We start from the raw sequence: 12,608 nt of genomic DNA, 5'->3' as shown, positions 1-12,608 counted from the left end.
CGGCGGTCGCCGCCACGGTCGGACCAAGGCGGACAGGAAGGCGAAGCACCGCCGCAGTACCCACGTCCTGTCCTGCACTGTGATCAGCAGACCAGCCGCATCCGCCACTGCGACGGGTCGCGCGCTCACTCAGCCCGAGCGCTCGGTGATCTCCGCGGTGAGCTGCGGGGCGACCTCGAACAGGTCACCCACGACGCCGTAGTCGGCGATCTCGAAGATCGGCGCCTCCGGGTCCTTGTTCACCGCGACGATCGTCTTGGACGTCTGCATGCCCGCCCGGTGCTGAATCGCACCCGAGATGCCCAGCGCGACGTACAGCTGCGGCGAGACCGTCTTACCGGTCTGGCCGACCTGGAACTGGTGCGGGTAGAAACCGGAGTCCACCGCCGCGCGGGAGGCTCCCACAGCGGCACCCAACGAATCTGCGAGCTTCTCGACGATCTCGAACGAATCCGCGGAACCCACGCCGCGACCGCCGGAAACCACGGTGCTCGCCTCGATCAGCTCCGGACGGTCCCCGGCCTCGACGGGCTGGCGAGAGGTGATCCGGGCGGCTTTGGCCACGTCCTGGACGGGAACCTCGACGGCCACCTCGGCGGCGGCACCGTCCGCGGCTTCGGCCTCGATCGCACCGGGCAGCACCGTGATCACCGGGGTGCCCCTTATGACCTTCGCCTTGGCGTCGTAGGTACCGCCGAACAACGAGTGCGAACCGACGCAATCACCGTCGAGGTCGACGACCCCGGACAGCAGGCCGGAACCCAGCCGCACAGCCAGCCGCCCGCCGATCTCCTTTCCGTCCACCGACGCCGGCACGAGCACCGCCACCGCGCTGATGCGTCCCACCAGGTCGGCCAGCACATCCACCTGCGGCGTCACCAGGAACCGCGACGCCTCCTCCGACTCCGCCGCATACACCTTCGCAGCTCCGGCCGACGCCAGATCTCCGATGATCTTGTCCGCGGTGCCGGGCTCGCCGACCACCACCGCTGACGGCTCACCGATCCGGCGGGCTGCCGTCAGCAGTTCCGACGCAACCTTCTTGATCTCGCCATCCTCGTGATCGACGAGGACCAGGACTTCAGACATGACGCATTCTCCTCGCAGCGCGAACGATCTTCAGAGCAGCTTTTCCTCGACCAGGAACCGAGCGACCGCGGAGCCACCGTCGCCCCGGTCGGTGACCTTCACGCCAGCGGCCTTCGGGGGCTTGGGCGCCGAAGACACCACCGCCGAGGCGGCGTTGCCCAAACCGACCTCGATCGCATCGATCCCCACGTCCGCCAGCGTCAGCAGGCTGATCGGCTTCTTCTTCGCGGCCATGATGCCCTTGAAGGAGGGGTACCGGGGTTCGTTGATCTTCTCCGTCACCGAGATCACGGCCGGGAGTTCAGCCTCGACCCCGACGATGCCCGCATCCGTTTCCCGTTCGACCGAGATCGCCGAACCGTCGGCGGTCACCTTGCGGGCATAGGTCAGCTGCGCCCACCCGAGCGCCTCGGCCAACATCGCCGGCACCGCACCGATCCGTCCATCCGTCGCCTCGTTACCCGCGATGACCAGATCAACCGCACCGACCGTGCCGACGACCTTGGCCAGCGCCTTCGCGGTCTGCACTGCGTCCGATCCGCGCAACGCCTCGTCGGAGAGGTGAACGGCCTTGTCCGCGCCCATCGACAGGCCCTTGCGGATCGCATCCGTCGCCGAATCCGGCCCCATGCACACGAGGGTGACTTCGCCGCCCTGGGACTCCTTGATCAACAGCGCCTCTTCCACGGCCCTCTCGTCGATCTCATCCAGCACAGCATCCGCAGACTCGCGATCCAGCACGTGCTCACCCGAAAGCCTCCGCTCCGAACTTGTATCCGGAACTTGCTTCACCAGCACGACAACGTTCATTCGATTTGATCCTCACCTTCGTTTCCCTGTCGGGTTTCCGGCCGCGCAGGACCGCACTTCGGCTCGCAGCCGCGTCACGCAGTCCGCCACGACTCGGCAACGCTCGTCGACCGGCCGACATGAACCGGTCAACCGCCCCCCGCCCACCGCGGAGCAAACCGCACTCCCGCACGCGGCGCAGGAAAGTCCTCAAAGGATTCCGTCCCGGAGTTTCCTGGAGATCACCGAAATCGGGGTCTACCCCAGCCGGCACAGATGTCCAGCACCTCAGCTCTACAGGTCGCGCAAGCGCTCGTCCCACCACGAGCCGCGCGATCTTCAGCGCCCGTTGAACGTCTTGCCCGCAGAGGCCAGTTCCTGCAACAGCCGAGCAGGTTCCCGGGCTCCGTCGGTGAATTCGCGCAACGCTTCGACCACCCTGTCCAGCCCGAAGGTGTCGGCGTAGAACATGGGCCCACCACGGTGCCGGGGAAAGCCGTAGCCCGACACGTACACCACGTCGATGTCCGAGGCACGAACGGCGATGTCTTCGTCCAGAATCCGAGCACCTTCATCGACGAGGGAGAAGATCAGTCTCCGCACGATCTCGTCGCGCGAGAACTCCGCTGACGACGCATTCTGCCGTTCGCTGTGGGCCGCCACCAGCGCATCGACCACGGGGCTGGGCTGCGGTTCTCGGCTGCCAGGTTGGTAGTCGTACCAACCGCTGCCGGTCTTCTGCCCGAACCGACCCATCTCGCACAGAGCATCGGCGATCTCGTCCCGGGGGAAGTCGGGGTCCTCCGCGTAGCGGCGCTTGCGCACCGCCCAGCCGATGTCGTTCCCAGCCAGGTCAGCCATGCGGAAGGGCCCCATCGCGAAGCCGAAGTCCTCGATCGCGGCGTCGATCTGCGCGGGAGTAGCGCCCTCCTGCAACAGCCGACTCGCCGCCGCGCGGTACTTGGCGAGCATTCGGTTCCCGATGAAGCCGTCGCAGACGCCGGAGACCACGCCGGTCTTGCCGATTCGCCGGCCGACCTCCATCGCGGTCATCAAGACGTCGTCCGCGGTCTTCCTCCCGCGCACGACCTCCAGCAGCTTCATGACGTTGGCCGGACTGAAGAAGTGCATTCCCACGACATCGTGCGGACGACTCGTCAGTCCCGCGATGGCGTCGAGATCCAGGGTCGAGGTGTTCGACGCCAGGATCGCTCCCGTCTTCGTCACTTCGTCCAGCCGCGTGAACACGGAACGCTTGACGTCCATGTCTTCGAAGACCGCCTCGACGACCAAGTCGCACTGCGCGACGTCGCGGTAGTCGAGCGTCGTGGCCAGCACGCCCATCCGGTTCTCCGCGGTGGCCGAGGTCAGCTTCCCCTTGTCCACCTGGGCCTGGTAATTGCGCCGGATGGTGGCAAGTCCCCGATCGAGGGCCGCCTGCGAGGTTTCCAGCACCGTGACCGGAATCCCGGCGTCCAGGAAGTTCATCGCGATCCCCCCACCCATCGTGCCGGCACCGATGACCGCCACCTGGTCCACCGGCCGGGTCGGCGTGTCCCCATCGACACCGGGAATCTTGCGCGCCAGACGTTCGGCGAAGAAGACGTGGCGAAGGGCATGTGATTCGTCGGCCCGGACCAGTTCGAGAAAGGTCTGCCGCTCCGCCGCCAAACCGTCCTCGAAGGACGAGGTGGTCGCCTTCTCGACGAGGTCGAGTGCTGCGAGCGGTGCGTGGAATCCCCTGCTGCGACGCTGTGCGCGCTGCCGCGCCTCGGCCAGGACGTCCGAGCCGCCGTCTGGGACCGGGAAGTCGCGGATCAACGGCACCGGCCGAACCGCCGCCACCTCGGCCGCGAACCGCGCAGCCGCCGGGACGACATCGTGGTCCACGAGCCGGTCGATCAAGCGTTGTCCGGTGAGGGACGCCAGGACCTCGGCCGTGCGCGGCGTGCCGCTGCTGATCATCTCCGCAGCGGTGGCGAGGTCCAGCGCTCGCGGAAGCCGCTGAGTACCCCCGGCTCCCGGAACCAAGCCCAAGGTGACCTCCGGCAGGCCGAGCCTGCTCGTCGGAGTGGCAACGCGGTAGTGAGCGCCGAGGGCGAGTTCCAGACCTCCCCCGAAGCAGGTTCCTTCAATTGCCGCGATCACCGGCTTGACAGCGTTCTCCATCTCCGCGATGAGCGTGCTCAGCGACGGCTCCATCCCCGAGTTCGGGGTACCGAACTCCGAGATGTCCGCCCCTGCGGAGAAGGACCCACCCCCTCCAGCCAGGACGACGGCCCTGACGTTCGCGTCCTCGAAGGCGGTGCGCAGGCCACGTCGGACATCCGCCCGAATGGCGTGCGACAAGCCGTTGACGGGAGGATTGTCGAATCGAATGATCGCGACCGCGTCCTCGACGGAGTAGTGGGTGGTCATGCGTTGAACCTCTTTCAATTCTTCATGGATGGGGGCGGGCCGGGCGCCTGGGAGGACGCGGGGCGAACTCGCGCGGGCTGAGCGCTCTCCGCCAACGGTCCTCAGCGATTCAACTGGTCGCGGAGCAGGTTCGCCCGCGCGTCGGAGTACTCCTGGGCGAGCCGGTCGACGACCTCCGCGGCCGGCCGCACGGAATCGACAGAACCGATGCCGTGTCCCGATCCCCAGACGTCGCGCCACGCCTTCGCCTTGCCGGTCCCGCCGGCCCAACTCACCGACTTGCGCTCCACATCGGCGAGGTTGTCCGGGTCGAGCCCGGTGGATTCGATGCTGCCGCGCAGGTAGTTGCCGTAGACGCCCGTGAACAGGTCCGACCCGACGATGTCCGAGGCCGTTGAATCGACGACCATCTGCTTGTACCGCGCGTCGGCGTCGGCCTCGTGGGTGGCGATGAATGCGGATCCGACGTAGGCGAGGTCCGCGCCAGCGGCCCGGGCGGCGAGGACCGAGCGTCCGTGCGCGATGGCACCGGACAGCAGGAGCGGTCCGTCGAACCAGGCGCGGATCTCCTGGGTCAACGCGAACGGCGATTGCGCACCCGCATGACCGCCGGCACCGGCGGCGACGGCGATGAGCCCGTCGGCGCCCTTCTCGATCGCCTTTCGCGCGAACCGGTTGTCGATCACGTCGTGCAGCACGATCCCGCCGTAGGAGTGGACCGCTTCATTGACGTCGGGGCGAGCGCCCAGCGATGTGATCACCACCGGGACCTGGAACTCCACCACCGTGGCCAAGTCCTCCTCGAGCCGGTCGTTCGTCCGGTGCACGATGAGATTCGCCGCGTAGGGGGCGGACGGCGTTTCCGGATGCTCGGCGTCGTGCTTGGCGAGCATCTCGGTGATCTTCGTGAGCCACGCCCGCAGCTCGGCTTGCGGGCGGGCGTTGAGCGTCGGGAACGAACCGATGATGCCCGATGTCGATTGGGCGATCACCAGTTCCGGCCCTGAGACGAGGAACATCGGCGAGGCCACGACGGGCAGTCGCAGTCGGTCGCGCAGGATCGGGGGCAGGCTCAACGGGAGCTCCTTTCGAGGGTGGTCGGTTGGGAGGGCGAGCGGAACATCAGGGCGCTTCACGAGTTCGACCGCTCTGTCCGGACGTCGTCGAAATCGTTGCCCGTCCTTCGGACTCACAGCGTTCCCCACGGCGGTCGGGGAATCGCGGGTGTGGCCGCGTCGTCGATCGGCCTCATTCATCGGCCGGCCCTGAGGTTCTCGAACACGGTGGCGTTGGCCATGCCTCCGGCCTCGCACATGGTCTGCAGCCCGTAGCGCAAGCCCTCGGCTTCGAGGTGGTGCAGCAATGTCGTCGCCAGCCGGGCCCCCGATCCGCCGAGCGGGTGGCCGAGCGCGATCGCTCCGCCGTTGGGGTTGACCCGCTCGCGCGAGGCTCCGGTCTCGGTGAGCCAGGCTTCGACCACGCTCGCGAAAGCCTCGTTGACCTCGAAGGCACCGATGTCGTCGAGGTCGAGACCGGCCAGCTTGAGCGCCTTGGCGGTCGCGGGGATCGGGCCGGCGAGCATCGTGATCGGGTCGTCACCGACGACGGTGGCGGTGAGGACCCGGGCAACCGGGGTCAGGCCGAGCTCGCCGGCGCGCTCGCTGGTGGTGACGAGCAAGGCCGCCGCACCGTCGGAGATCTGGGAGGCGTTGCCCGCAGTGATCCGCCCGTTCTCGTCGAAGGCGGGCTTGAGGCCGCTGAGGGCCTCGAGCGTCGATTCGCGCCGGACCCCTTCGTCGAAGGCGAACGTCGTGCCATCGGCCAGCTCGACCGGCGTGACCTCGTTGGCGAACCGGCCGTCGTCGGTGGCCTGCGCGGCGCGGTGGTGCGATTCGAGGCTGTACTCGTCCAGCCGGGTGCGGCTGAGGTCGTAGCGCTGCGCCAGGATCTCCGCACCCGTGCCCTGGTTGAATTCGAAGTCGTCGTATCGACGGGCCACCCGGGGACCGAACGGGAGTCCGGGGCCGGCGTTCCTCGCCGAACCCATCGGCACCCTGGTCATCGACTCGACTCCTCCTGCCACCACCACGTCGGCGTGACCTGCGATGACCGAGGCAGCGGCGAAGTGGATCGCCTGCTGGCTCGAGCCGCACTGTCGGTCGATGGTCGTGCCCGGGATCCGTTCGGGCCACCCGGCGGCGAGCACGGCGCTCCGCCCGATGTTGGCAGCCTGTTCCCCGACTTGGCCGACGCAGCCCCACATGACGTCGTCGACGACGGAGACGTCGAGGCCGGTCCGGTGTACCAACGCCTCGAGCACGATGGCCGACAAGTCCACCGGATGGATGTCCTGGAGAGTGCCCTTGCGTCGCCCCACCGGGGTGCGAACTGCTTCTACGACCACTGCGTCACGCATAGATCTGTCCCTCATGGATCGTCTGGGATTGCGGAAGAGGAGGCTCGGGTTTGCCGAACCGACTGGTGCGCGCCACTCGGACGAGGCCGTCGGTCCTCGCGCGCGTCACCTCGATCTCGCGCGGAGATACCCGATGGTCTGGCTCCACCGGGCAGGGGTCAGAGCCCGAGCGACTTCGACACAACGCTCTTCATGACCTCGCTGGTGCCGCCGAAGATCCGGGTGACACGCGCGTCGGCGTAGAGACGCGCGATGGGGTACTCGCGCATGAAGCCGTAGCCGCCGTGCAGCTGGAGGCAGCGGTCGATCACCCTCGCCTGCATCTCGGTGCTGAACAGCTTCACCTTCGCCGCGTCGGCTGCGCTCAGGGTCCCGGCGTCGAGCTCGGCAAGAGCGCGGTCGACGAGCGCCTGGGAGGCCTCGAGCTCGGTCGCGCACTCGGCCAGCACGAACTTGGTGTTCTGGAACTCGGCCACCGACTTCCCGAAGACCTTGCGGTCCTTGACGTAATCGGTGGCGAGCTCCAGTGCCGCGGCAGCGGTGGCCTGCGCCGTCACCGCGATCGTGAGCCGCTCCTGGGGAAGGTTGTTGAGCAGCATCGAAAAGCCGTCGCCCTCCTTCCCCAGCAGGTTCTCGGCCGGGACGCGGACCTCGTCGAAGGACAGCTCAGCCGTGTCCTGGGCCTTGAGACCGAGCTTGTCGAGGTTCCTCCCCCGGGTGAAGCCCTCCATGCCCTCCTCGACCACGAGCAAGGAGAGACCGTCGCGACGGTTGTTCACGTCGTTCGAGGTCCGGGCGACCACGATGACGAGGTCGGCGTTGATCCCCCCGGTGATGAAGGTCTTCGCACCGTTGAGGACCCAGTCGTCGCCGTCCCGGACAGCTGTGGTGGCCATGCCTGCCAGGTCCGAACCGGTGCCGGGCTCGGTCATCGCGACGGACGAGACGAGGCTGCCGTCGGCGAATCCTGGGAACCAACGGCTCTTCTGCTCGTCGTCGGCGTACTCGAAGAAGTAGGGCAGGACGGTGCTCAGGTGGACCTGAAGACCGCCGAGGGTGGCCGCGGCGTAGCCGATCTCCTCGATGACGATGGCGTTGAACAGGAAGCTCTCGATCCCTCCTCCGCCGTACTCCTCCGGGACCTGGAGGCCGTTGATCCCGATCCCAGCGGTCTTGGCGAAAAGCTCTCGCGGGACGCGTCCCGCCGCCTCCCAGTCGGGGAGGTTCGGCACCACCTCCTTGGCGATGAACTGGCGCACGGTGTCGCGGAAGGCGTCGTGGTCGGATTCGAACAGGTCACGCTTCATGTGGTTCCTCGCTGATGTGCGATGAGGAGCACGGCGGTGATTCGCCTGCTGCTGGGACTGAGCGGTGTGATCAGTTGGCGACGCGAACGACCCCTGAGGAGGCGAAGCCGTCGATCGCGCCGGAGGAGTAGCCCAGCTCGGTCAGCAGGGATACCGTGTGCTGTCCCAAGTCTGGGGCGCGGGTGGTCGAGACCCGGGAGATGCTGCCGAGTTTCCAGGGCGAGCCGAGGGTGGTGTAGGAAGCGCCCGCCGGGCCGGTGGCTTCCAGGAAGATCCCGGCGGCCTCGACGTCGGGGTTCTTGCGGACCTCGCCGTAGGAGCTGACGCGACCGGCGACCACACCGTTCGGCGTCAGCAGTTGCATGGCCTCGTCAGTGGTCATCGTCGCGAAGGACGCGCGCAACTCGGTCAGCAGCGCCGCCCGGTTGGCGACCCGCGCCTCGTTGGTCTCGAAGCGCGGGTCACCGGTGAGTTCGGACCGGTCGAGCAGGCGGCACAGACGGTCGAAGTGCACGACCGAGTAAGCCGACACGACGATCGCGCCGTCCCGGGTGGGCATCACGTCCGCAGCGGGGGCCACGGTGGGCTGCCCGTTGCCCTTGCGCACGGGTTCCTGCCCGGTGAGCAGGTAGTCGCCCCAGTTGGGGCCCTGCAAGTGCACCGCTACCTCGAGCAGCGAGGTCTCCACGGTATCGCCCTCACCGGTGCGCAGGCGCCGAACGTAGGCACCGAGGATGGCCTGGGCGAACACGAGCGCCGCCGCGGCGTCCACCACGGGGAATCCCACGCGCTGCGGCTCCCCGTCGGCCTCGCCCGTCACCCACATGATGCCGCTCTCCGCCTGTGCCGCGATGTCCAGACCGGGCCGGTACTTCGACGGGCCCCGCAGGCCGAACCCGCTCACGGTGGCGTAGATGAGGTGCGGGTGCGCCGCGCGGACGGCTTCCGCGCCGAGGCCGAACGACTCCATCACGCCGGGCCGCAGGTTCTGCACGACGATGTCCGCTCGCGCGACCAGCTCTTGCGCGATGCGCTGCCCTCGATCGTCCTTGAGGTTCAGCGCGATGCAGCGCTTCCCGCGGTTGTAGGTCCGGAGGATCGCCTCGCCGTAGAGACCGATCAGTCTTGAGGACTCCCCGTCCACCGGCTCGACCTTGACGACGTCGGCACCGAGGTCCACGAGGGTCTGCGTCGCCGCGGGTGCGGCGATGAACTGTCCGAAGTCGACCACCCGGACACCGTCCAAGGGCTTGCTCATCGGGCATCCCCTTCCACTCGCGCAGCCAGCCGGGCCACGTCCCGATCAGGTCGGACCAGGAGCGTGGCGGCCGCTCCGCCGACGGCCATGAGGATGCCGGTGAGGGCGAAGCCGTGACCGTAGCCGGTGATCTCGTCCGCAGCGCTGCCGACGAAGTGCCCGAGCACCAGGGGCGCGAGGACCCCGGCCAGGCTGTAGAACGCGACGAGGACGCCCATCACGGGCCCGCGCTTGCGCGGGTGGACGACATCGGCCACGGCGGTGAACGCCACGGCGTAGGCCGCCGAATTGCAGGAGAAGGCCAGCGTGATGAACAGCATCTGCGTCATTCCCGCGGGCAGCGCGGTGAACGCGAACATCGACAGGCCCGAGACGGCGACCAAACCGCCGGCGAGCAGTCCCCGGGAGATCCGTCGCGGTACTCCCCGCGAGGTGAGCCGGTTGGACAGCAACCCGGATCCGATCGCGGCCACAGCCGCAACGGCGTACGGGAGCATCACCAACCTGCCCGTCGTGATGGTGTCGTATCCCAAACCGTCCGACAGGTACACCGGCAACCAGGCGATCTTCAGCGTCGTCGACCAGTACGAGAAGAACGTCAGCAGAGCGATCCCCACGACAGTGCCCGTGGTGAGCAGCAGCCGGTACGGAGCCTCGACGACTCGTGCGTTCTGGAGCGAGGACGCATTCGCAGCTGACGAGGCGGGCGCCTCCTTGCCGAGCACCGCCCAAGCAATGGTCCAGACGACGCCGGCTGCGGCGAGCACGCCGAACGCGGCGTGCCAGGACCACGTGACGATGACCCAGGTCAGCACGGGTGCGGCCAGCAACGGCCCGACCGACGCGCCGGCCGTGACCACAGCACCGGGGAGCGCCCGCTTCTCCGGTGGGAACCAGGAGTGCACGGCGTGAGTGGCCAGGGCGAAGGCCGGTCCTTCCGCGAACCCGAGGACGATCCTGCAGGCCAGCAGGAGCCCGAAGCTCAGCGGTCCGAGCAGCGGAACCATGGTGAGGACCCAGACCAGCATCAGGCAGGCCAGCAGCCAGCGCAGACCGATCCGCGAGGACAGGGCGCCGAGGACGACGGCACCCACCGCGAAGAGCCAGAAGAAGGCGCTCTGGAGGAGTCCGAACCGCTGCGGCGTGATGCCCAGGTCCTCCTGGATGGGCACGCCGGCGAACCCGAGGACTGCCTTGTCGGCGAAGTTGAGCAACATGAAGACGAACAGGAGGGCTGCGATCAGCCAGGCGCGCCCAGGGACGCGGTGCGCGCTCGCCGGTGCGACCGCCTCGTCCAGGGCGTTGGGGGTGTGAGACATGGAAGGGCTCCGATGGTCCGGGCGTGCGGGTCGGATCTCAACGGCCTGCGAAGACGGGCTCGCGCTTCTCGAGGAAGGCGGTGGCCGCCTCGCGGGCATCGTCGGAGTGGAAGCACTGCACCATCCGGTCAGCTTCGGCGAGCAGGTAGTCGCCGAGCGGTGTGACGGGGGCTCGAAGCAGGTTCTGCTTCATCGCCCTCAGGGCCAGCGGCGCTGAGCGGGCGATTCGTCGTGCGAGTGCGCGCGCCTCGTCGTGGAGGGACTCAGCGGGAGCGGTGGAATGCACCAGCCCGAGCCGGTGGGCGTCGGCCGCGGTGAGCTTTCCAGGGGTGAGGAACAGCTCCCGGGCGCGGGCAGCGCCGAGCATGTTGGTGATCAGCCAAATTCCGCCGAGGTCGCCCGAGAGCCCGGCGTTGAGGAAGGCGGTGCTGAACACCGCGCGGTCGGAGGCGATGCGGAAATCCGCTGCTGCGGCCAGCGACAGGCCCGCCCCGGCACACGCCCCGTCGATCGAAGCGATGGTGACCTGGGGCATCTCGTGGAACTGGAGAAGCATGGCGCCGGCCTGCCGCAACCGAGTGGTGTCCCCGGCGACCGAATCACCGCGCAGGGTGCGGGCCTCGGAAGGGGCGCCGAGATCGGCGCCCACGCTGAAGTCCTTCCCCTCGCCGGACAGGATCACCACCCTGACCTCCGGTGAGCGGGAGATCGTAGCCAAAGCGGTCTCGAGCTGCTCGAAGATCGCGGCGGACACGGCATTGCGCCGACCGGGGTTGTCGAGCGTCACCGTCGCTGTGGTGCCTTCGACTGAGTAGTGGACCTGCCCGGCCATAGCTCCTCCTCGAATGGTTCTGGCTGACCACCATGAGGTGGCGCACATTCATTGAAGAGGCCATCGACCGATGAATTCAAAGACCAATTTCCGCCCGCTTCGGGTGGGATCGCCTATACGTTGGGGCGAACATCGGCGCTGCGGCGGTTGCGGTCCCGCAACCGCCGGTCCGCCTCGGTGCTCGCCAGTGACGCCGCCTCGATCACCGAATGCCCCTCGGCGATGTGGCCCTCGAGCAGGTCCTGCCACCCCTGCAGAGATCGTCGTGAATAGCCGAGGAATTGAGCGGTCGGCGCGGTCATCCTGCCGGGCCGGAACACCACGCCGAAGCGGCGCGAGAACGCGGGCGAGAGCTCGCGGACCGCACCGCCGCGATGCCGAAGATCGAGCGCGATTCGGAGCGGGATGATCGCCGCACCGCCGCCGGAAAGCACCATGGGCCCCACGGCGCCGCGCTGGGGGACCTCCAGCGCCACACGGGGCTCGACCCCGTGGTTTCGGAGCGTCAGCTCGATGTGGTCACGGGTGGCGGTCCCCTTTCCGCTCATGACCAGCGGCACGTAGGCGAGCGCCCCCACCGGCGTGGGATTCTGCCAGAGGTCATCGGTGCCGGGCGGGCAAACCAGGACGAACCGCTGGCTGCCCAGTTCCTCGCTGTCCAACTCGCTGACGATGGGCGTGGGCAGGAAACCCAGCTCGCACGCCCCGGAACGAACGACGTCGACCACCTCGCTCGCCTCATCGCGCTCCTCGATCCGGAACCGCACGTTGTGGTGCCGCGCGCGGAATCTCGCCACCCACACCGACAGCGGATCCGTGGACATGTCGGAGAGCGCGGCGACGTCGATGCGCCCGCTGCTCCCCTCCCCGATGCTGCGCACGGCGTTCTCAGCCGACTCCGCTTCCCGGAGGATCGTCCGCGCGGGCCCGATCAAAGCCTCCCCCGCGGGAGCCAAGACCAACCCTCGGCCCACGCGGTGGAACAACTCCGTCCCCAGCTGCTTCTCGAGCCGGCGAACCGCCTGCGACAACGACGGCTGCGCGACCCTCAACGCCGCCGCGGCACGATTGATCCCTCCATGGTCGACAACCGCGAGGAAGTACTCCAACTGACGCAGGTCCATGGGAAAACGTTAGAGCCTGACCTAGGGATCTCACCTACCGCCCGGGGGCGCAACGC

General features: G+C 68.2%; 10 protein-coding genes. All 10 read right to left on the bottom strand.

Annotation, left to right across the window (positions count from 1 at the left end; all coding sequences use genetic code 11):
• Window positions 1–129: 129 nt before the first annotated feature.
• Complete coding sequence (locus tag ACFQRI_RS20860) at window positions 130–1,089, bottom strand: electron transfer flavoprotein subunit alpha/FixB family protein (protein WP_380671187.1); 960 nt, start codon at window positions 1,087–1,089, stop codon at window positions 130–132.
• Between the two features lie 30 nt (window positions 1,090–1,119).
• Window positions 1,120–1,899, bottom strand: coding sequence for an electron transfer flavoprotein subunit beta/FixA family protein (locus ACFQRI_RS20855; RefSeq protein WP_380671185.1), 780 nt, complete (start codon window positions 1,897–1,899; stop codon window positions 1,120–1,122).
• 318 nt (window positions 1,900–2,217) lie between these two features.
• Complete coding sequence (locus ACFQRI_RS20850) at window positions 2,218–4,296, bottom strand: 3-hydroxyacyl-CoA dehydrogenase NAD-binding domain-containing protein (RefSeq protein ID WP_380671183.1); 2,079 nt, start codon at window positions 4,294–4,296, stop codon at window positions 2,218–2,220.
• 101 nt (window positions 4,297–4,397) lie between these two features.
• A complete protein-coding gene (locus ACFQRI_RS20845; RefSeq protein WP_380671181.1) occupies window positions 4,398–5,327 on the bottom strand; it encodes an NAD(P)H-dependent flavin oxidoreductase in 930 nt (309 codons plus the stop codon).
• A gap of 221 nt (window positions 5,328–5,548) precedes the next feature.
• Window positions 5,549–6,712: a thiolase family protein gene (locus ACFQRI_RS20840; protein ID WP_380671179.1), complete on the bottom strand. Its 1,164-nt coding sequence runs from the start codon at window positions 6,710–6,712 to the stop codon at window positions 5,549–5,551.
• A gap of 158 nt (window positions 6,713–6,870) precedes the next feature.
• A complete protein-coding gene (locus ACFQRI_RS20835) occupies window positions 6,871–8,019 on the bottom strand; it encodes an acyl-CoA dehydrogenase family protein (RefSeq protein WP_380671177.1) in 1,149 nt (382 codons plus the stop codon).
• Window positions 8,020–8,089: 70 nt separating this feature from the next.
• Window positions 8,090–9,277 (bottom strand): CaiB/BaiF CoA transferase family protein, encoded by a 1,188-nt coding sequence (locus tag ACFQRI_RS20830; RefSeq protein WP_380671175.1) that lies wholly within the window; start codon window positions 9,275–9,277, stop codon window positions 8,090–8,092.
• Window positions 9,274–10,596 carry an MFS transporter gene (locus ACFQRI_RS20825; protein WP_380671173.1) on the bottom strand — a complete coding sequence of 441 codons (1,323 nt, stop codon included), beginning with the start codon at window positions 10,594–10,596 and terminating at the stop codon, window positions 9,274–9,276. Before ACFQRI_RS20825 ends, ACFQRI_RS20830 begins: the two co-directional genes overlap by 4 nt.
• Window positions 10,597–10,633: 37 nt before the next feature.
• Window positions 10,634–11,428, bottom strand: a complete 795-nt coding sequence (locus ACFQRI_RS20820) for an enoyl-CoA hydratase-related protein (protein ID WP_380671171.1) — start codon at window positions 11,426–11,428, stop codon at window positions 10,634–10,636.
• Between the two features lie 113 nt (window positions 11,429–11,541).
• Window positions 11,542–12,552 carry a LysR family transcriptional regulator gene (locus ACFQRI_RS20815; RefSeq protein ID WP_380671169.1) on the bottom strand — a complete coding sequence of 337 codons (1,011 nt, stop codon included), beginning with the start codon at window positions 12,550–12,552 and terminating at the stop codon, window positions 11,542–11,544.
• Window positions 12,553–12,608: the final 56 nt, after the last annotated feature.

It is taken from the genome of Saccharopolyspora griseoalba, assembly GCF_042665275.1.
Lineage (GTDB): Bacteria > Actinomycetota > Actinomycetes > Mycobacteriales > Pseudonocardiaceae > Saccharopolyspora > Saccharopolyspora griseoalba.
Note: the sequence above shows the minus strand (reverse complement) of the source record. Positions and strands in the feature narration are given on the sequence as shown.